This window comes from Marinimicrobium locisalis (assembly GCF_039822625.1).
Lineage (GTDB): Bacteria > Pseudomonadota > Gammaproteobacteria > Pseudomonadales > Cellvibrionaceae > Marinimicrobium > Marinimicrobium locisalis.
On record NZ_JBDLLG010000016.1, the window covers coordinates 53838 to 75049 of the forward strand.

A 21212-nucleotide genomic window follows, 5' to 3' on the forward strand; every position below is an offset into this window, starting at 1 on the left:
TGGTAGGCGGACCACAAGCTTCAGTGGTTAAAAGGAATAGCTTGCCTTGAGGATATAGCTGCGCCCTTGAACAAACGAAGAGCGGAACAACTTCAGATCGTTATCCACCTGAAGACGCGTGACGACCTCCTCGTTATTCAGGTTTTTGGCCTCGAGTGACAACCGAAAGCGATCAGTTACATCGTACTTGAAGCTCGCGTCCAGGAAGCCTTGAGAGTCGTTCCAAACGGGCAGCGTCGTAATCTCATCCCGTGCGGTCAGCAGGAACTCGGAGTTCCAGTTGTACGCAAGGCGCACTTCCGCAGGGCCTCTCTGGTAGAACGCGACCAGGTTCGCCACTTGGTCTGAGAGACGTTCAAGCGGCAGATCATTGAACGCGCTATTCCGCTCCGCCGCCTCCGGGTCAATGCCCGAGAAGTTTTGGTTGGGAATACCCTCGGAATCGATGTAGGTGTAGTTCGCCTGAATACCCAGTCCATTAAAGGGCGAAGGCAGCGAATCATAGGTTTGTTGATACGCGATCTCGAAACCTTTGATCTCGCCTTCACTGCCATTCTCCGGCCCGGAGATTCTGACCGTTTGGGTCGCCCCGGTTTCCGGATTCGTGATCTGCTCGATCCGGCTACCTGACACGATATAGTTGCTCAGATCTTTGTGGAACACCGTGGTGGTCAGTGAGCCCACATCCGAGAAGAACCACTCCAGCGACATATCGAACTGATCGGACTCGGTCGGCTCCAAGAACGGGTTGCCCGAACTGGCCGAGAAGCCGGAGAAATCCACGCTGCCTGGGCGAATCAGGTTTACCTGTTCCAAGTTTTCGCCATTCGCTTCGGGAATGCCATCGGGAGTCGGCTCACCCGCCGCGTTGACGTTATCCGGGTATTCGGCGCTGATGTACGGGAACGGCTCGATGACCTGGTTGCCGTTTTCGTCCAGGATCGCGTTGCCATCTTCATCCACCTGCGGTCCCCACAGGCGAGTGCGGCTGACAGTAGTGCCACCTTCGCTGGTGTCCTGCTGAATGGTGATGTAGTTCCGGCGCTGGCCGATATCGGGCTTGGAAATCGCCTTCGATGCGGAGAACCGCAACAGCAGGTCGTCGGTCAGTTCGTACTTCAGGTTCAGACTCGGCAGCCAATGATCCGTTGTCTGGGCGGATGTACGTGGGCTGGTGCCGTTATTCGCGAAAGCGCGAATGTCGCCCGGCAGGAAGTTGTTAATTTCACCCAGGAAGCGCGGGTCAACGCCGTCGCCGCCGATATCAATGCCCGCTTCCAGGTCGTTAAAGACGTATTGGCCGTACTCTTCCGCCAAATCGTCAGAGAAGACGTCCGTGCCTTCCGGCACCGGGTACTCTGAACTGAAGCCCGGGAACTGAGTCGCCCCGGTGGTCAGAGTTTCGATTTCAACGTGCCGCAGGCCGATGTTACCCGCTAAGCGGCGGTCCAGGATTTCGCTGGCAAAGTCCACACGCACGTACGCCGCAACACTCTCCTCTTCAGTACCAAAGATCTCGTCGGGACGGAACAGTCCGTTGACAATGTCGTAAGCGCCGGCTTCGTTACAAACGCCATCGACGACCGCAGACTGATTCGGATCAATACGCTCGTCCAGCAAACGGCTGGTGTCACAACGGGTTTCCACCAATGGCTGGATAATGTCCTGGAAGGCTTCACGATCTTTGATGGCCGCCGGGTGGAGCATCTGGTTGCCGCCCTGTATGGCAAAGCCTCCGCCCGCCTCAAAGTCACTCCAGTCGACGATTTGGTCGGTACCGGGCAATCCGCTCGCAACCACTTCCGGGTCATCCAACCAACCGATGGGCGAGTTAAAGGAGGCCCGAATCGGCGCCCAATTGAAGCGGGTAGCGCCCACGGACTGGGTTTTCTTGGCATACCGAGCGCCAAACTTGACCGAGGTCAGGAAGGGCGTGTTGTCCAGATAGCGCGTGCTGTCCAAGCGGAAAGCGTCCAACTCACCCTCAGAGCGCTCCGCGAAGTCCAGTAGCGCCTGCGCCACGAACGAGGAGTTCTGCTGGAAGTAGTCCGGGCTGGTGATGTCGACGCCGTCAGGCTGCTGGGCCTGCGAGGGTTGAATTTCTTCCGCGGTCGCGAAGGACCAGGGGTTCTCCAACCGCAGGTTGATGCTGGAACCCATTGCGTCCAGTGCCATGTCGGCATTGGCACGGGATGCGTAGACCAGCTGATGATCATCAATTGTCGTTTCCGCGTTCACGTGCTGGTAGTCAGCACTCACTTCCCAGACATCGTTTGGTGTCCAAGTAAGGTTAAACGAGGCGTCTTCCGTCAAGCGGTTTTCATCCCGATAGCGGGTGTTGGAGCTGTACTGAGGCCCAAACTCATTGACTTGGCTCGTGGCCCACTCCGCATTCTGCGGAATCCGTCCGGTCGTATCGTCGGCCCGCCAGCCTTCGGACGTACTGGAAATACTGCCACTTTGGAAGATGCCCTCCTCGGTGAACTGCCATTGCGCGGGGCTGAAGTCCTCGCCCGAGCCGGTAACGTCGGCCACGGGCCGCGCATTAATGTCGTTAATTTGGACGTCATTACGGATCGCGTATTCCGTCCAGGACAGGGAGGCGTCGGAACGGATGAATTCCGCGGTCGCTTCCAAGGTTTGGTCGGGACTTTTCCACTGCAAGGACGCGGCAATGCCGTTACGGTCCCGGCGGTCAAACTTCTGGCTGACGTTGCCCCCGAGGGGCACGATGACACCTTCATCGCCCACGGCCATCCCTTCCGGGGCACCCGCGAAACTGCCGTCGTACACATAACGGCTCGACTCCGGCACATAGTTGAAGCCCGGGTGGCCCGGCGCGTCTCCGTCGATCGGGCGCAGCTCGTAGCGTGCGGACTGCGTACCGTGGGAGACCTGCTCCAGGGTGGAGTCGGCCACGCTGAGAAGCACCCCGAACTCACCAACGTCGGTCTCCATCCGATCACTGAACAGCGCGGAGATAGTGGGCGTCCAGTCCTCGTCCAGACTGTTAACCTGGCCGTCCACGGTGATGCCGAAGTGCCGCCCTTTGCTGTCAAAAGGTTTGCGGGTGTTCAGGGAGACGGTGCCACCAATTCCACCTTCCACCATGTCGGCGGTCTGGTTTTTGTACACCAACACGTTGCCAATCAGCTCAGGAGGCACGTCTGAAAACGACAGGCCGCTGCCAGAGCTGGCACTGAAGGTATCTCGGCCATTGAATTCCGAGCGCACCTGAGACAGCCCGCGGATGATCAAGCCGGAGCCCTCGGTACCGAAGTGGTCCGGGTCTTCCGGGGACGCAAAACGCCCGATCTGCACACCGGGAACCCGCTGGATGGACTCCAGGATACTACGGTCCGGCAATGCACCAATGTCCGACGCGGACACTGCATCTACGAAGGTATCGGCGTCACGCTTGATGGTTTGGGCGTTTTGAAGGCTTTGCCGCAGGCCCTTGACCACTATCTCTTCCAACAGCTCGCCGCCGCCGACATCGGAGGCCGCTTGCTGGGAAGATCCCGTTTGCGCCGCTGCCGGCAGACTGGCCGCCAGCATGCAGCTGAACAGGATCGACCGGTGAAACGTAGGTCTTGGAGTTAAAATATGGGTGGAGTGCACTATCATCCCCTCTCGCTGTTTTATTTGTTCAATGAGTTGTTCAATTTAACGGCTGAGCTGAACGGCCCCTTGTAGATTGTTCAGCAACACGCAGCACCCTCCTACTGTCGCAAGAACGGCACCGGTATGTCGTCCAGGCGCGTGTCTCTACGTAAATCCGGACGTTCGAGCATCCGTTTTCAGAGAAAAGGCCGATAGTCGAACGCCGTTATCAGGCGAATTCGCCAGAATCACTGCCCTTGAAAACTCATCCGGCATGGGAGCGCCCTCAACCGCACCGCTTTGGTGCAAAATATTAAATGAAACCATGAGCGATAATAGAATCAGAAAGATTGTGATCCTCGGTGGCGGCACCGCCGGGTGGATGACCGCCGCCGCCCTGGCGAAGTTTATGGCACCTCAGTTCTGCAGCATTGAGCTCGTCGAGACTGAGACCATTCCCCCCGTTGGCGTGGGCGAAGCCACCATCCCCCAGGTTCAGGTGTTCAACCAGACCCTGGGCATCGACGAGGATGACTTCATCCGAAAAACCCAAGGCACATTCAAGCTGGGTATCGAATTTCGGGATTGGGGCGCGTTGGGCGAGCGCTACGTCCACGGTTTCGGCGGATTGGGGCGCAATATGGAAGCCCTGCCGTTCCACCACTTTTGGTGCAAAATGCAGCGCGAGGGAAAAGCCGAACCATTGGGCCAGTACTGCCTGAGTGCGTTGGCCGCGAGTCAAGGGAAGTTCATGCGTTCGATTAAGGCCGGAGACTCCCCCTTATCCACTATTCAATACGCCTACCACTTCGATGCCGGCTTGTATGCGCTCTACCTGCGCGAATATGCCGAAGCGCGGGGGGTCACGCGCACCCAGGGGGTTGTGGAACGCGTTGAAAGCGATTCAACCACCGGGCATATTACCGGCCTCACCCTTCAGGACGGGCGCTTTGTGGAGGGAGAGCTTTTCATTGACTGCTCCGGCGCCAAAGGCCTGCTTATTGACGGCGTTTTGGGCGCGGGCTTTGAAGACTGGAGGCACTGGTTGCCCTGCGACCGGGCCTGGGCCCTGGCCAGCGAAGTCGCCAATCCCTTGCCGTCACATACGGTATCGCAGGCTCAAGGGGCCGGCTGGCAGTGGCGCATTCCCCTCCAGCACCGCACCGGGAATGGTCACGTTTTCAGCAGTGCGTTCATGGACCCAGAGGAGGCGCGCTCAGTACTGCTGCGCCAACTGGGGACCAGCGCGACCGGCGAACCGAGACTGCTGAAGTTCAGGGTGGGTAAGCGGACCTCCTTCTGGGAGAAAAACTGCATCGCCATCGGCCTGTCTAGCGGCTTTCTCGAACCCCTAGAGTCCACCGGTATCCACCTCATACAGTCGTTTATCGGTAAACTCATGGCATTTTTCCCGGATCGGGCCTTCTCCGAGATAAACCGACACTATTTCAACCGGGAGGCCCACACCGAGTACGACCGGATCAGGGACTTCATCATCTTGCATTATCATGCGACGCGCCGCACGGATACGGAGTTCTGGAATTATGTCAGAACCATGCCCATACCCGACACCTTGCAGGAAAAACTGGCACTTTTCCGGGCCAACGGCTATGTTCACAAAGAGGGGAACGAGCTGTTTAGTGGCGTGAGCTGGGCGGAGGTCTTCATCGGTCAGGGGGTCCTGCCGAAGCGTTATCATCCACTGGTGGACACCATTTCCAGTACCGAGATTGAACAACGGTTGAAGCATATCGAAAGCGTTATCGCCCAGGCCGTTGATTACATGCCCTCCCACCGGGATTTCGTCGCCGCCCACTGCCAGGCGTCTTCCGCCTAAGTCCTCGGATCAGCCCTCTGGGCTGGCGCCGGATCAGAGATCCTGGAACAGCCTTTACGCCCGGAGGGATTATGGTATTCTGCCGGCCCGAAACCGCGGGCGCCGGGGTCGCCTATGCCTCACCCTGCGTCAGCTCCCTAGCGGTATCAAAGCGATTCTAAGTAAAGTGAACCGGGGCCGATGGAGTCTGCAACGTTTAGCCACAATGCGGTGATTTTTAATATCAATGACCTGGTGCTGCTGATGGCCGCCGGTCAGTGCTTGGTGTTAGCGATACTGCTGATACTGGCCAAACAGAGCGCCAGTCGAAGCAATCAGCTATTGGGCGCTTTTTTGGTGGTTAAGGCCATTCAGTCCCTGGATATGCTGGTTATCTGGAGCGAGCATCTCAGAACCCTGGTTCTGCAGACCCACCCGGACTTACTGTTCACCGGTACCATTCTAAGCCTCCTTCAGGGGCCCTTGTTGTACTGGTACGTCGCCAGTGTGCTATACCGAAGTTTCCGCTTTCGCTGGCTTGACTTGCTGCACTTGATCCCCGTGCTTGTCGCAGGCATCGTCATTACCTGGAACTACTACTGGCTACCGGAGACCGAGCAGGTTCGGGCGATGACCCACCTGGAGTTTATGTGGTCTGCGGTCATGAGGGATCTCACCACGCTCTGGCACTTCAGCGTTATCAGCTACGGCATCTGGTCACTGGTTGCGATCACCCGCTACCGCGAGTTGCTCAAGCAACGCTACGCGAACGTGGAAGTTCGCAAGAAAAGTTGGCTGAAAGGTATCGTAATCGCAATGATTACTATTGCCGCCTGGCGGCTGGGGGTCCACCTCCTGGGGGAAAGCATCGGCTTCGCCCGAGCGGATATGCTGGGTGTTGTGGGGAACTATATTGAGCTGATTTTCGTGAATGTTCTGGTGTTTACCAGCATTCGCTACGTGCACCTGTTCGATCGCGTAGACGAACCCGCGCAAGAGCCCGCCCTCGCCCGAGGGTACAAGGACGAGCAGGTGTCCAGAGTGAGCCGCTTAATGCGGGAACAAAAACCCTACTTGCAGCAGGATATTACCATCGAGACCTTGTCCCGCAAGGCCTCCATCCCAGAACGGACTCTGTCCCGGATTCTGAATCAGCATTTTGAGAAGAACTTCTTTGAGTTCGTCAACAGCTACCGCATAGAAGAGGCCAAGCAGCTGCTGTCAGATCCTCAACAGTCCGGTAAAACCATCCTGGAGCTGATGAACGACGCCGGTTTCACCAGTAAATCGACATTCAACACCCTTTTCAAAAAGCACGTGGGGCAAACACCGTCTCAGTTCCGAAAATCCCAAGGTCAATCATCAGCGTCTACCGCCTAGCCTTATTTCGTTTTAACCGGAATTTCGGCCACCTCGCTCACCAATACTTATAAGAGAGGGCCGAACTTACGTTCCCACCCATTCTCGAACGATCCATTCCCTCTTTGGCGCTAACTTATGGTCCCCTGAATCGATTTGGCGAGCACCCTCAACGGCTCGGTTCAGGGAAAACCCATAAAACGACTTATATCAATAACGAGAGGTCATAAAATGGTCACTTTCATCCGTCGCACTCTGGTGCTCACCTCCCTCCTGCTGTTAGCCGCGCCCACCTTTTCGCAGTCCGGCTACTTCAAGGACGACTTTTCCTGGGGTTTTAACTCCGGCATCTGGCAAGCTCGCAGCGGCAGCAACGGTACGCCCTTTGGCTGCACCTTCGACCCCAGCATGATTACCCCAAGCTCCCACGGCATTACGCTGGGCGTGAGCCCGGGGCAGTGCTCAGAGCTTCGAACCAACAGCCTGCTCTCCTACGGGCGCGTCCAGGGCAGCCTCAAAACCGGCAATGCGCCGGGAACCGTTTCCTCCATCTTCACTTACACCTCTTGGCACGACGTGCCGGGGCGCGCCTGGCAGGAAATAGATATCGAATTTCTCCCGACCCTGGGAAATGTGGTGCACACCAACGTGATCTACCAGCCCCAAGGAGGCACCTACGAAAGCTGGGAGCAGGACATTGACCTGGGGCAGTATGGCCTGAACATCACCCGGGATTTGGTCCACATCGGCTTTGACTGGAGCAGCTGGAGAATTCAATGGTTCGTCACCGACGCCTGGGGCAACCAGCAGGTTATTCGAACGCTCTACCGGGACAACGGCGACGGCTACGTGGCGAACAACGAAATCCCCCAGTACGCGTGGCCTTCAGACCCAACGCGGCTGATGATTAACCATTGGCATGGGGACAATTCCACCGACGGCTATTACTTTCCGGGCGAATACTTCTGGGAAAACACCTGGGCGTACTATGACTATATCGAGTACTCCCCCCACTAAACCACTTAGGCGGGCGCCTCGCGCCCGCCCTGAACCAAACTCTTGTCAGCAGGTATGTTCATGATGTTTATTTCTCGTATTTTGTTCGGCACCAGTGTTGTTTTGCTTACGGCCTGCGGCAGTAGCGGGGGCACATCACCCACCTCCGCCAGCTCGGCGTCCAGCGAGGCCTCCTCCAACTCGAGCAGCTCGGTCTCCACCGCCGCTTCCAGCAGCGCCAGCGCTCGTTCTTCGGGCTGCCCGAGCACGACCATTTCGGTAGAAACCACGCGGGTGGAGGCCGAATCAGCACTGGAGTGCGAGGAGCCTACCGCCTCCCCCATCACCGATGACTCACTGTCCGGTGGGGCCGCCATTGCTCCTGAAAGTGGCACCGTCCTTTACGAGCTTGATGTGGACACCTCCGGCCAGTTTACGCTGAGTTTTTATGCTCGCGCTGGCGAGAGCGCCGCCAAGTGGACGCTCGCCGTCGACGGCGAAGCGATTCCCCTAGCCGCCGTCGAACTAAGCGGCAGTGAAGCCGGGCAGTGGCAGACGCTAACCACCGAGGCTTTTTACTTGAGCGACGGCCCCCAAACACTGCAACTCAGGTTCGAAGCGCCGCCCGCCGCGCTGGACTATTTTGAGCTAGGTTACGCGGAACCTACCACCTTAGCCGCCCATGACACGGTGCTCGATATGGGCGTTGGCATTAATCTAGGCAACACCCTGGACGCCTACCCCAACGAAGGTGACTGGGCGCCCAAGGCCCAACGTTCCTACTTTGTGGCTTTTAAAGAAGCGGGGTTTCAGCACGTTCGCATTCCCGTCACATGGGACGACCATACCGCCGAAACGCCTCCTTACCGCATAACGGACGCCCGCCTGAACCGAGCCGAGCAGGTGGTTGACTGGGCCCTCGCCCAAGGCTACCCGGTCATACTCAATGCCCACCACGAAATCTGGTTGAAGGAAAACTACAACGACCCAGAGGCGAGAGCGCGCTTTGATGCAATCTGGACGCAAATCGCCCAACGTTTCTCGAACAAGTCACCGCGGTTGCTGTTTGAGATGCTCAATGAGCCCGTGGGCATGACGGCCGAACAAGTGAATGATTTGAACCCGCGAATACTGGAGATCATTCGCGAGCAGAACCCCACGCGCTTAGTGGTTATTGCGGGGAATGACTACACACCGGCCTCTAGCCTCAACGACATCACCCTGCCGCAGGATGATTACTTGATTGGAAACTTTCACTCCTATGACCCCTGGCCCTTTGCGGGAGAGTGCACCCGGCGGTGGGGCAGTGACAGCGACAAAGCGGAACTGAGCGCTATTTACGAGAGTGCGAATGACTGGTCCATTCGCACCGGCGTGCCGGTCATGGTGAATGAGTTCGGAGCCCCTCACTACGACTACAACAACCCGGAAAACGAATGCAATGCGAGCGACCGCCTGGATTACCTAAGGACCCACGTCAATTTGGCGATCGAGCACGGCATGGCGGCCACCGCGTGGGACGATGCCGGCGCGTTTCAAATCTACGATCGCGGTCAGGACTCATGGGATGCGGCAAAAGATGTTCTGGTGGCCCCCAACCCCTAAGCCGCTACGGGTTTCCATCACCTGCGCCCTGGCAGCCTCTGGTTAACAGAAGCTGCTGGGCCAGCGCCTCTTATTTTACGAAAAGGTACACGGTCGCTATTTTTAAGGTCGGCAACAATGGTACGGTAATAGTACTTAATAAAGATTTGGCGCAAATTTCCCCAACAATTCGCAGATAACAACTCCAATAAAATGCTGACATTTTATCGCAAGGCTTTGGTTACCCTACTGATGCTACTGGTGCTGACGGCCGTCGTAATGTACGGCGGCTTTCTGCAATCCCGGCTGAGCCTTTCGCTCTTCCCCGCACGAGACGAGGCACTGCCGTGGGCGCCGGCGATTGAGCCGTCATCCCCCGTGGGCGATACCCAACTGACCGTTAAGAGCGAGGTGGGGACCATCGATTATGAGTTTACCCTCGACTCCGAGCAGCTGTTCCCCTATACGCACTATTCCTTTTACTTTATTCAGCCCGAACTGGCGTATCGGGTGGTGGACCTGACGGATTACAGCCACGTGTCGTTCCGCATTCTGTGCGACCCGCGCAACGTGCTGCTGTTTGTATTGTTCAGCTTTGACGAGGAAGTCACCGACCCCTTTAAGCCCCCGACCCGGCGGGTCTCTTCCAAGGCCTTTTCGTGCAGCGCCCACTGGAAAGAGATGACCATTGATTTTGCGGACCTGGCCACCCCCCACTGGTGGTTGGATGAGCATGGCTACGAACTCAGCAATCAGGATTATCGGCTCGATAAAGTGATGGGGTTGGCATTTGTAAACTCCCTACAAAGCCCGATGGACCAGACATCGAGAGTAAGAATCACGGACGTGACGCTTAAAGGCACAAAACCGATGTACTTCTATAGCGCCGCGGGCATTACCGCAGCGGGCTGGGTACTCTTTTTTGTGTGGCTGGTCCGACTTTATGTTCGTGCCCTCACCACGGGACTGAAGGAGAAGGTCAAGCTGGACCAGCCGTTGATGGCGTATAAAAAGCTCTCTATCGAGCCTCAAAAAGACAAGGAAAAAGATGCCTTACTCCGCTATATGGCCACCGAGTACGCCAACTCCGAGCTGAACCTGGACACCACCGCCGCGACGCTCGGCATCAACCGCACCAAGGTGAATGAGCTTTTAAAAGAGGAGCTGGGCCTAACGTTCACCGCCTACCTGAAAAAGCTGAGGCTGACCGAAGCCGCCCGATTATTGTCCGAAACCAGTGAAGCCAACATTTCCGAAATTGCCTACTTGGTGGGTTATAACAACGTGTCGTATTTCAACAAACTCTTCAAAGCGGAATACGGCTGTACGCCCAAAACCTTCCAGACCCTGTACCGCACAGAGAACGAGCCCTAGTGGGCCACCCGCCAGACTGACGCTTAATAATACATGACTGGCGGATTTTTCCTTGAACATCCTGCAGAATCCTTTCAACTTCCTGCATCGTGCTATAAACCTGCCTAAAACTTCCATCGACTTGGAGCGGCTTTCCCTATGCTGTCTGGCTCACAGCCAGTGGCCTTGGGCCACGCCGATAACAACGTTTAATAACCAATAACCTTCAACAAGAGGTGGAAAGATGAAGCTGACACGCACGAGGTTACTGACCTCGCTTCTGCTGTCCGGCCTGTTCACGACAGCGCCGCTAACAGGGTACGCCGATAACCCCATCGTCTCGCACGTTTACACCGCCGACCCGGCGGCCCGGGTCATCGACGGGCGGGTGTACGTGATGGTCACCCACGATCAGGATGACCAATCCGACTACAGCCAGCTGGTGGACTACTACCTGTTCTCCTCCGATGACATGGTGAACTGGCAGGACCACGGCATAGTGTGGAATTCGCAAACCGACAGCCCCTGGGCGAGCCTGGCCTACGCGCCGGACTTTATCGAGCGCAACGGCCGTTATTACCTGTACTACCCCGACGGCGCCAATGCCATTGGGGTGGCCGTGGCCGACAACCCCGAGGGCCCCTACACGGATCCCTTGGGCGAGCCCCTGGTGGACCGCAACACCCCCAACGGCAACGTGGACTGGGTGTTTGACCCCGGCGTATTTATCGACGATAACGGCCAGGCCTATCTCTACTTCGGCGGTGGTGGCCCCGGTAATGCCCGGGTTATTCGACTGAACAACGACATGATCAGTACCGATGGCGCGGCCATGGCAATCGATGCCCCCAACTTTTTTGAAGCGCTTTATATGAACAAGCGCAACGGGACTTACTACCTGACCTACTCCACCGACACCTCCGGTGGGCTCAGCATTGATTATATGACCAGCGACAACCCCGCCACCGGGTTTGCCCATCGGGGCACCATTCTGCCCAACCCCTGGGAGAACAATAGCAACAATAACCACCAGTCCATGGTGCAGTTTGATGGCCAGTGGTACATGTTCTACCACAACCGGGCCGTCGCGAACGAGCGAGGCGACAGCACCTATCAGCGCTCCATCAACGTCGACCGGCTTTACTTCAATGGCGATGGTTCCATTCAAGAGGTGAATGCGGGCCCCGCGGGCGTACCGCAGCTGCAGTTTGTGGACGCCTTTGCCATTAACGAAGCGGAAACCTTCGATACCGAGAACGGCATTGAAACCGAACCTGCCAGCGAAGGTACCCAGAACATTCAAATGGGCCCCGGCGACTGGGTGAAAGTAACCGGCGTTGACTTCGGTTCAGGCGCGACTGGCCTAGACGCGCGCGTAGCCGCCAATATTAATTCCAGCCTGGAAATTTTGCTGGACGATGTGAACAGCCAGCCCATCGCCACGCTTCAGGTGAGCAATACCGGCGGTTGGCAGACTTGGCAAACCCAGTCCGTCTCCTTTAGTGAGGTCACCGGCACCCACGATGTGTACCTTCGTTCCACCGCCGGCCACAACCTCAACTGGTATCGGTTTACCGGCGGTTCGGGCAACAACGCTTCCAGTAGCGAGAGCCGCAGCGACAGTTCCAGCAGCTCGGCCCAAACCTCCTCTGAGGACGGTGGCGATAGCAACGTCGCGGGCAGCATCGAGCTGACGAATGACTGGGGCGGAGGCTACTGCGCTACCCTAACCGTGACCAACAATACCGCAAGTGCGGTGGACTGGAACCTGAACATCACCGTTGAAGGTACCGTCACCAACCTGTGGAACGGGGAGTGGAACCAGAGTGGTTCAACACTGCAAGTCTCCGGCGCGGGCTGGAACAGCACGCTGCAACCGGGCCAGAGCGATTCCAACATCGGCTTTTGCGCCGACCGGACCACTCCACCGGCCACCTCTTCAAGCTCATCCAGCCAGCAATCTTCCAGCGAACAGTCCTCCAGCGTACCCGATGGCGATGGCGATGGCGACAACCTTGCCACCAACGGCGGCGTGGAAAGCGGACTGACCCACTGGTCCACCACCGCCGGGGACGTTACCCGCAGCACCCAGGAAGCGCGCAGCGGTTCGGCCAGCGCACTGATCTCCGGGCGCACGGATACCTGGCACGGACTGACCTTCGCCCCCAGCGGCGTGGCTGATGGCAATGAGTACGACGTTTCGGTGTGGGTGAAAATGGCTTCGGGTTCCTCCAGCGCCACGGTATACCTGACGGCCAAACGCGAGGAAGACTCTGACTCTTCCACCTACGAAGAGTACTCCCGCGTGGCGGAGGCCACCGTTTCCGCCAACGGCTGGACCCAACTGAGCGGCACCTATACCCAGAGCGGGACACCGTTCCAGCATTTCATTATCGAATCCGAGAGCAGCGGCGCCAGCTACTATGCCGATGACTTTTCAGTCATGGGAGAAGCCGGTGATGGTGGTGACGGCGGCAATGGCGGCACCATTGATCACGACTTCTTCGTGGGCAATATCACCACCTCCGGCAGCGTTCGCTCGGACTTTGTTCAATACTGGGACCAGATTACGCCCGAGAACGAGGGCAAGTGGTCCTCAGTGGAAGGTACGCGCGACCAGTACAACTGGAGCGGGGTGGACGCCGCGTACAACTACGCTCAGCAGAACAACATCCCCTTCAAGCAGCACACTTTCGTTTGGGGCAACCAGTCCCCGAGCTGGATCAACAACCTGAGCCCGGCCGAGCAGCGCGCCGAAATTGAAGAGTGGATTCGGGATTTCTGCACCCGTTACCCCGACACGGAAATGATCGATGTGGTTAACGAATCCACGCCCGGCCACGCCCCGGCGCAGTACGCCGAGCAGGCCTTCGGCAGTGACTGGATCATTAACGTGTTCGAACTGGCGCAACAATATTGCCCCAATTCGATTTTGATTCTGAACGACTACAACGCCCTGAGTTGGAACAACAGCGAGTTCATCGAAATGGCCCGCCCGGCCGTGGAAGCGGGCGTGGTGGATGCACTCGGTTTGCAAGCCCACGGCCTGGAAGACTGGTCCCTGAGCGACCTGCGCAACAATTTGAACAACATTGCCGACCTGGGCCTGCCGATTTACATCTCCGAATACGATGTGGCCGAGCCCAACGACCAGGCGCAACTGCAAATCATGCAGGAGCAGTTCCCCATGTTCTATGACCACCCCTCCGTGGTGGGCATTACGCTCTGGGGTTATGTGGTCGATCGGACCTGGGTCGAAGGCAGCGGGCTGATTTACGACAACGGTACCCCTCGCCCCGCCATGACCTGGTTGCTGAACTACCTGGGACGGTAGGGCCCCCTGAGCCATAATGATTGGGGAGACGGACCTCCCCTTTTTTGCTCCCTCCGCTTTTTTATTCCTTCCCCGCGAAAGTGACCAGCTTCGCCAATGTCATCAGCGCCCGCTCCACGCTCGCGTCCCACCTCACCGCGCAGTTTAACCGCAGACAACTGGAAAACTTGCCCGTGGCCGAGAAGAGTTTACCCGGGGCAAAGCTCACCCCTGCGTCCAAAGCCGGTTCAATCAGTTCCGATGTGTCGATTTTAAAGGGCAGTTCCAGCCACAATACAAAACCACCGGTGGGCCGGCTGATTCGGGTGCCCTCGGGAAACAACTGAGCCACCTTATCGGTAAAGCGGGCCACGGAGCTCGCGTGCTCGGAACCGGCCTGGCGCATCAACCGATCATAACGCCCCTGTTTCAAAAGGTGAGCCAGGGCCAGTTGCGCGGGCGTATTGACGCACACCGTGTTAATAAACTGAAGGTACTCCGCCCGCCCCGGGTTTTGTCCCGCCACCATCCAGCCGACACGCAAGCCCGCGGCCAGCGTTTTGGAAGAGGAAGAGCAGTAGTACACCAGGCCGTGAGTATCCCAGCTCTTCATGGGCCGGGGGCGCGGACCATTGAAGGGCAGGTCCCCGTATATGTCATCTTCCACCAGCGGAACTTTGTGTTGGGCCAGAATTTTCAGCAGCGCCTGCTTGCGCTCGTCGGACAAACACACCCCCAGCGGGTTGGAGAAGTTGGTAACCAGTATGCAGGCCGCAACGGGCCAGCGCTCCAGCGCCAGTTCGAGGGCGCCGAGGGAAATTCCCTCTTCCGGATCCGTGGGAATTTCCAGTGCTTTCAGGCCCAGCGCTTCCACCACTTGAAGCAAGCCGTAATAGGTGGGCGATTCCAGTAGCACAATGTCACCGGGCTTGGTGACTTGCTTGAGCGCGATGGCGATGGATTCCTGACAGCTGTTGGTAATCAGCACCTGGTCCGGGCTGACGTCGCAGTGCAAGCTGGCCAGGTTGCGGGCAATTTGCGTTCGCAGCTCAGGCGCTCCGGGCGGAAACTCGTAACCGATACAACGGCGCCGCTGTTCCCGCCAGACGTGACGAAAGGCTTTTTCGATCGCGGCCGCCGGCATAAAGCTGGGATCGGGTATGGCCGCGCCCAGGTTGACCATCTGTTTGTTATTGGCGGCCTGTATCAATTGCAGTACCCGCTCCTGCCCGGTCACCGCTTTTGGAGAGCGGCTCGCGGTTCGGGTGCGCGGCGGTTTGGTAGAGCTCGGGGGTGTTTTCACAAAGAAGCCGGAGCGGGGCCGCGCTTCCAACAGCCCCAACCGCTCCAGTTCCTGGAGGGCATTCACGACCGTGGAAACGCTGACGCTGTGTTGCTGGCTCAACCGACGAACGCCCGGCAGGGCCGTACCCGCTGGGTATACCTGTTCGTCAATCAATCGCTGTAAACGGCTGGCCAATGTTCGGTAAAGCATTCGCACTCTCCTCCTGGCCTCAGGGTAAGCCGAACGCCCCGGGTAAACACGGTACAGTTGTTTTCCAATCGGGCAGTACAGTTTATTCTAAAGCACAACTGTACCGCTTCATTTTCCTTTTTCTGAATCTGTATCGTTGGGCATTGTGCGCTTACTCTGAGCATGACTCAAGCAAGGAGTAAGACCATGCAAAGTGAACTCGTTTTATCCACGGCCGGCATTGTGCTGGTAATGGTCGGCCTGCCCGGCCCCAACAACCTGATGCTCATGGCTTCCGGCGTGAACTTCGGGGTGCGCCGGTCCATTCCCCACATCACCGGAATTGTGCTCGGCTGCCAAGCCCTGCTGGTGGCCATGACGGTTGGGCTCGGCCAACTGTTGGTGATATACCCTCGGGCGGAATTGGCTCTTAAAGTCTTGAGTGTGTTATTTCTCTCTTACGTGGCCGTGCTGTTGTGGCGGGCCGGGGGACGGACCGCTCAGAGGCGTGCCGAAGCCCGCCCCATGTCGGTCTGGGAAGCGGCGGTGTTTCAGTGGGTAAACCCGAAGGCGTGGATGATGTGTTTGACCTTGGTCGCGGCCCTGGGACAAACCGCCCTGAGCGATGGGTCGCTGCTCTGGGTGGCACTGACCTTTGCGCTACTGTCGACCCCACTACTGGTATTTTGGAACGTGGGCGGACAGATGCTTAACGCTTGGTTACAGAAAGGCACCCGATTGCGGTGGTTCAATCGGGTGATGGCCTTACTGCTGCTAGCGTCGATGGGGTTGATCGTCGCTTAACGGAAGTCGCCTCCGGCGAGCTGGTTTGAGCCACCCTCTTCCCGCGGTTCCGGAATTGACAGAACGCTTTGCGAGGTAGTGGCCGCCTCCTGGCGATTAACCGTTAAGGTGACGGTGTAGTCACCCGGCGCCGAATAAGTGTGGTAAATGTGGGGCTGGCGCTCGTCGGTGGTGTAGACGGTGCCATCGCCCATGTCCCACTCGTAGCGAAGAGACCGGCCCTCGGCAGGTGGCAGGCACGAGACCAAGCCGCTCACGGCGGGGTTGATCAAGCAATCAAATTGATCGAACGATCGGTGGCCCTCCTCGCTGGAGGTTTGGGCTCCGGCCAAGGCCGGCACGACGAGCAAACTCAGGCACAAACGGTGGAACAGTGATGTAGGCATGGCGCATCCCTCCTGACGAGCATGACGGGCGAGTCGCAGAGCAAGTCAACTCCGTCAATGCTAGTGAAAAATGGTCGGCAATATCGTGACGGGCCCCACAGAATGATCAGTAAGGGGTCACGTTTTTGCTCAATACCAGGGAACTATGTGCTATGCCGGTGAAAAATCGGTGAGTCACTCGAAAAAAGTGGGCCGTGGCCCACTTTTTTGCTCGTTTAGAGAATGGCTGAAAGGAATCAGACGTCCGCCACCGCTGGCCTCTTCAGCGGGGGGTAATCCACATAGCCCAAAGGGCCGGAGGCATAAAAGGTTTCCGGGTCCTGTTCGTTCAGCGGCGCGTCTTCCGCGAACCGGCGGGGCAAATCCGGGTTTGCAATAAACAGCCGGCCGAACGCCACCGCATCAGCCTTGCCTTCCGCCAGCCACTGGCTTGCCTGTTGTTTATTGAACCCTTCATTGGCGATGTAGACGCCACCAAACTGCTCCTTGAGCTTGGGGCCGAGGCTGTCTTCACCGGCATGCTCGCGGGTGGCAATAAAGGCGATACCCCGCTTGCCCAGTTCCTTGGCAAGGTAACCAAAGGTTTGCGCCGGGTTCTCGTCTCCCATGTCGTGGCCATCTCCACGCGGCGCCAGGTGCACACCGACCCGGCCCGGTGCCCACACGCTAAGCACGGCATCGGTAATTTCCAGAATCAGCCGGGCACGGTTTTCCAGTGAGCCACCGTACTGGTCCGTGCGTTGGTTGGTGCTGCTTTGCAGAAATTGGTCGAGCAGGTAACCGTTGGCACCGTGAATTTCCACTCCGTCAAAGCCCGCCTTTTGGGCGTTTTCCGCGCCTTTGCGGAAGGCTTCAATCAGCGCCGGGATTTCCTCGGTCTCCAGGGCACGGGGCCGGACGTACTCTTTCTGGGGGCGAACCAAACTCACGGTGCCCTCGGGTTTGATAGCGCTGGGGGCCACTGGCGGTTCGCCGTCCAGGTAAATAGGGTCGGAAATCCGGCCCACGTGCCACAGCTGCAGGAGCATTCTGCCACCGCGCTCATGGACCGTTTTGGTGACCTTTTTCCAGCCCTCCACCTGGTCGTCGGACCAGATGCCGGGGGTGTTGGGGTAACCTACGCCCATGGGCGTCACCGAGGTAGCCTCGCTGATAATCATGCCGGCGCTGGCGCGCTGGGCGTAATATTCGGCCATCATGTCGTTGGGGACCCGGCCAACGCTGGCGCGACAGCGGGTGAGCGGCGCCATGATCATACGGTTGGGCAATTCCAGGTCACCGACCTGAATGGGGTCAAATAGCGTGGGCATGACAATCTCCTGGGGTGACAAAGGGCTCAAACCTGGCCGAAGTTTGAGCAACTATTCAAATTCTAACACGTACGTATAGAAGGATAAATTAGATGACACCCCTCGCTCTGTGTAAATACCCCCTAAGGGGGGACTCGTCGCTTTGAGGCCCCGCAACCAGCGTTAGCCCACCGGTGATCCCTAAATCTGCTATCGTTACCCACCAGCAACAATAATGATGATTGAAGGAATCGGTAAAATGAAACGGTTGTTAATGAGACAGTGGGCAGTGGGGTTACTCTGTGCGTTCGCCGCCCTGGCCAGCGCCCACGAGATTGATGTGCGCACAAACGTCGGCCTCACTCCCGCCCACTCTGCGCAGAACGGGGTACCGCGCGGCACTTTAAAGGGCCCATTTGAGTTTCACAGTGAGATCTTCGAGGGGACTGTGCGGCGCTACTGGGTGTTCGTGCCGGCCCAATATGACGGTAATACCCCGGCAAGTCTATTGGTTTTTCAGGATGGCCAACGGGCCACCAACCCGGATGGGTCACTGCGTGTGCCACAAGTCATGGAAAACCTGATCGCCCAGAGGGCTATGCCGGTCACCATCGGCCTGTTTGTCACGCCCGGCCACCTGGCGGATGACTACCCCACCGACCTGGGCATGAGCAACCCCAACCACCGGGCGGAAGAGTACGATGCGCTGAACGACCGCTACGCCCGAATGCTGATCGATGAGCTGATTCCGCTCCTCGAGGCGGACTATCGTTTAACCGATGACCCCCAACAGCGCGCCATCGGCGGCACCAGCAGCGGGGCCATCGCGGCCTTTACCGCCGCCTGGGAGCGGCCGGATTACTTCCGCAAAGTGTTCAGCGGCATCGGCAGTTACGTTTCCATCGGGTTTAAGCCGCACGCCGACCCCATACGGCTGGGCGGACAGGACTACCCCGCGCTGATCCGGCGCGAGCCCATTCGCCCGTTGCGACTGTTTTTCCAGGATGGCACCAATGACCTGGATAACGAGTGGGGCAATTGGTTCATGGCAAACCAACGGATGGTGGCCGCACTAGGCTATGCCAACCGCACCGCTGAGACGCAAGAGGAAGAAGGCCCACGCTATGAATTCACCCACGTCTGGACCGACGGCGGTCACAGCGACGAGCACCCCGGCGCCCTTCTTCCCGAAGGGTTAAGATGGCTATGGAAGCAAGAAAAAGGAGCGACGCAATGACAACTCTAGCCCCACAACGACTCGCTCCCCTCTTGCTGCTGGCAGTGACCCTGGCCAGCGGTTGCGGGTTTACCCACCGCGAGGGCTATGACGGCAGCCGACAGGCCAAGATTGAGGAGTGCAACCGCTTGCCTCACGGCCAGAAGGAGGTTTGCCTGGAGCATGTACCGAATAAAGGTGACAAACGCCAGCCCAACAAGGAGGCGCCGGGTGAGGGGTGAGCCGCCGATCAGCAAACGGAGCGTTCTCCCCGCCCAAGCGCCACTCGCCTTGTCATCCGGCTTCACTGCGGTAAGTGGTGCGGGCGGAGGTCAGAACACGCGCCGCCGAGCGCAGAAACAGGAGTGCCAGCAAAAAGGCCACCAGCAAATCGGGCCAGGCCGAGTCGGTTAACCAGACGCCGGCCGCCGCCAGAAACACCGCGAGGTTGGCGGCCACATCATTGCGGCTGCACTCCCAGACCGAGCGCATATTCACATCGTCTCCACGATGACGCCACAACAGCGTCAGGCAGGTACCGTTCGCCACCAGCGCCAGCAGACTGAACAGCCCCATGATCTCAAACAGGGGCACCGCCGGGTGCACTAATTTGTAGCCAATTTGCGCCAGCACCGCCAGGGCTGCCAACAGAATCAGGCCGCCTTTAAAGAAAGCGACTTTCGCTTTGGCCCGGGCACTCAGGTGCACGGCCCACAAACTCAACGCGTAGGTGAACACATCGCCGAGGTTATCCAGACTGTCCGTCAACAACGCGGAGGAGCTGGCGTAAAGCCCCGCGCCAACAATCACCACAAACATCACGGCGTTAATGCCGAGAACGATTTTTAACACTCCGCTTTGACGTTCCCGCAGCGCGGATAGCTCTTCCCCATCGTGTTCACAACAGCCCGCCATTTACGACTCCCGTTCCAGTAACATTTTTTTGCGTTCCACCCCCCAGCGGTAGCCAGACAAGTTTCCGTCATTGCGCACCACCCGGTGGCAGGGGATAACCACGGCCAAGCGGTTGGCCGCGCAGGCACCGGCGACGGCGCGAACCGCCTTGGGGTTGCCCAACCGCTGGGCGACTTCAGTGTAACTCAAGGTTTGGCCCGCCGGTATTTGCCGCAACACCTCCCATACCCGCTGTTGGAAAGCCGTGCCGCGAATATCCAGCGGTAAATCCAAGCCCAGCTGGGGGGCTTCCACAAAGCCAACCACCTGGGCGACCAGCCCCTCGAAGCTCCGGTCGCCAGCCATCAGGTGGGCGGCGGGAAACTGATCCTCCAGTGTGCGAACCAGCAGGTCTGGGTCGTCTCCCAAATAAATCGCGCAAACGCCTTTCGCGCTTCGCGCCACCAGGATACTTCCCAGAGAGCACTCCCCCACCGCAAAGTGAATATCGGTCTGCGCCCCACCCGCCCGATACCGGCTGGGGGTCATACCCAGCATTTGGTCAGAGGCCTCGTAAAAACGGCCACTGGAGTTGTAGCCGGAGCGATAAATGACCTCGGTCACCGAGTCTCCCGTTTTCAACGCTCGCCGGACCTTACCCGAACGCACGGCCGCCGCATAGCCGCGAGGGGTTAAGCCGGTAATGGCCTTGAACTTGCGCTGCAGGTGGTAGCGACTCCACCCGGCGCGCCGGGCCAGCTCCTCCAGCGTCGGGGGCTGCTCCGAGGCTTCGATGTAGCGGCACAGGTCGGTGACCACGGCCGTCCAGCGGGGCAGCGGGCGTTCACTGGTGGTCATGTTCAATACCTCTATGTAACCCTGGAAACGGTTATAGTGCCCTCTGCTCCGAAGGGCCGACACTCCGCTGATTGCGCTTTCACGCTCCGGCATTCATCAGTGTACCACCGCCCCAAACGCCCCTTGGCACTCCGTCCGGCGGTACTCGGTCACACAAAGGTTTTGAACTTGTCAGCAGAATAGAGATTTATGCGCCACTACTATGCCAGGGTGTGGCGCCCTACGCAGTTTTTTAAGCAAAAGCGGTTCACACTCTCGTTCATTGAT

The 21212-nt window shown here is 58.2% G+C and carries 16 protein-coding genes; 9 read left to right on the forward strand and 7 right to left on the reverse strand.

Features of this window, described 5'->3' with window-relative positions; genetic code table 11:
* Window positions 1-27: 27 nt before the first annotated feature.
* Window positions 28-3558 (reverse strand): TonB-dependent receptor, encoded by a 3531-nt coding sequence (locus AAE514_RS11405; protein WP_347331668.1) that lies wholly within the window; start codon window positions 3556-3558, stop codon window positions 28-30.
* 370 nt (window positions 3559-3928) lie between these two features.
* On the opposite strand from AAE514_RS11405, the gene AAE514_RS11410 reads away from it, so the two are divergent.
* The 3 genes from AAE514_RS11410 (at window position 3929) to AAE514_RS11420 (ending at window position 7795) form a co-directional block, all read left to right on the forward strand.
* Entirely contained in the window at window positions 3929-5440 is a 1512-nt protein-coding gene (locus AAE514_RS11410) for a tryptophan halogenase family protein (RefSeq protein WP_347331669.1), read from the forward strand.
* Between the two features lie 180 nt (window positions 5441-5620).
* Window positions 5621-6799: a helix-turn-helix domain-containing protein gene (locus AAE514_RS11415; RefSeq protein WP_347331670.1), complete on the forward strand. Its 1179-nt coding sequence runs from the start codon at window positions 5621-5623 to the stop codon at window positions 6797-6799.
* 210 nt (window positions 6800-7009) lie between these two features.
* Window positions 7010-7795: a family 16 glycosylhydrolase gene (locus AAE514_RS11420; protein ID WP_347331671.1), complete on the forward strand. Its 786-nt coding sequence runs from the start codon at window positions 7010-7012 to the stop codon at window positions 7793-7795.
* A gap of 5 nt (window positions 7796-7800) precedes the next feature.
* Here the strand turns inward: AAE514_RS11420 and AAE514_RS11425 are convergent, their stop codons facing one another.
* The gene (locus AAE514_RS11425) at window positions 7801-8064 is read right to left on the reverse strand and encodes a hypothetical protein (protein WP_347331672.1); all 264 of its coding nucleotides are present in this window, start codon (window positions 8062-8064) and stop codon (window positions 7801-7803) included.
* A 4-nt stretch (window positions 8065-8068) separates the two neighbouring features.
* Between AAE514_RS11425 and AAE514_RS11430 the strand changes: the two genes are divergently transcribed.
* The 3 genes from AAE514_RS11430 to AAE514_RS11440 all read left to right on the forward strand — a co-directional run bounded on the left by AAE514_RS11430 (window position 8069) and on the right by AAE514_RS11440 (window position 14045).
* Window positions 8069-9379 carry a cellulase family glycosylhydrolase gene (locus tag AAE514_RS11430; protein WP_347331673.1) on the forward strand — a complete coding sequence of 437 codons (1311 nt, stop codon included), beginning with the start codon at window positions 8069-8071 and terminating at the stop codon, window positions 9377-9379.
* A gap of 192 nt (window positions 9380-9571) precedes the next feature.
* On the forward strand, window positions 9572-10732 hold the full coding sequence (locus tag AAE514_RS11435) for a helix-turn-helix domain-containing protein (RefSeq protein ID WP_347331674.1): 1161 nt from the start codon (window positions 9572-9574) through the stop codon (window positions 10730-10732).
* Between the two features lie 223 nt (window positions 10733-10955).
* Complete coding sequence (locus AAE514_RS11440; protein WP_347331675.1) at window positions 10956-14045, forward strand: endo-1,4-beta-xylanase; 3090 nt, start codon at window positions 10956-10958, stop codon at window positions 14043-14045.
* A gap of 61 nt (window positions 14046-14106) precedes the next feature.
* Here the strand turns inward: AAE514_RS11440 and AAE514_RS11445 are convergent, their stop codons facing one another.
* A complete protein-coding gene (locus AAE514_RS11445; RefSeq protein ID WP_347331676.1) occupies window positions 14107-15519 on the reverse strand; it encodes an aminotransferase-like domain-containing protein in 1413 nt (470 codons plus the stop codon).
* Window positions 15520-15705: 186 nt separating this feature from the next.
* Between AAE514_RS11445 and AAE514_RS11450 the strand changes: the two genes are divergently transcribed.
* A complete protein-coding gene (locus AAE514_RS11450; protein WP_347331677.1) occupies window positions 15706-16302 on the forward strand; it encodes a LysE family translocator in 597 nt (198 codons plus the stop codon).
* Here the strand turns inward: AAE514_RS11450 and AAE514_RS11455 are convergent.
* Together AAE514_RS11455 and AAE514_RS11460 are read right to left on the reverse strand one after the other, a co-directional pair.
* Entirely contained in the window at window positions 16299-16688 is a 390-nt protein-coding gene (locus AAE514_RS11455; RefSeq protein ID WP_347331678.1) for a PKD domain-containing protein, read from the reverse strand. The two genes, AAE514_RS11450 and AAE514_RS11455, sit on opposite strands and share 4 nt — an antisense overlap.
* A gap of 236 nt (window positions 16689-16924) precedes the next feature.
* Window positions 16925-17998, reverse strand: a complete 1074-nt coding sequence (locus AAE514_RS11460) for an alkene reductase (RefSeq protein WP_347331679.1) — start codon at window positions 17996-17998, stop codon at window positions 16925-16927.
* 238 nt (window positions 17999-18236) lie between these two features.
* Here AAE514_RS11460 and AAE514_RS11465 point away from each other — a divergent pair, with 238 nt between their 5' ends.
* Together AAE514_RS11465 and AAE514_RS11470 are read left to right on the forward strand one after the other, a co-directional pair.
* On the forward strand, window positions 18237-19214 hold the full coding sequence (locus AAE514_RS11465; RefSeq protein WP_347331680.1) for an alpha/beta hydrolase: 978 nt from the start codon (window positions 18237-18239) through the stop codon (window positions 19212-19214).
* Window positions 19211-19435, forward strand: coding sequence for a hypothetical protein (locus tag AAE514_RS11470; RefSeq protein WP_347331681.1), 225 nt, complete (start codon window positions 19211-19213; stop codon window positions 19433-19435). Before AAE514_RS11465 ends, AAE514_RS11470 begins: the two co-directional genes overlap by 4 nt.
* 52 nt (window positions 19436-19487) lie before the next feature.
* On the opposite strand, the gene AAE514_RS11475 is transcribed toward AAE514_RS11470, so the two are convergent.
* Window positions 19488-20108, reverse strand: coding sequence for a cation efflux transmembrane domain-containing protein (locus tag AAE514_RS11475; RefSeq protein WP_347331682.1), 621 nt, complete (start codon window positions 20106-20108; stop codon window positions 19488-19490).
* On the reverse strand, window positions 20109-20945 hold the full coding sequence (locus AAE514_RS11480) for a bifunctional transcriptional activator/DNA repair enzyme AdaA (RefSeq protein ID WP_347331683.1): 837 nt from the start codon (window positions 20943-20945) through the stop codon (window positions 20109-20111).
* Between the last annotated feature and the right edge of the window lie 267 nt (window positions 20946-21212).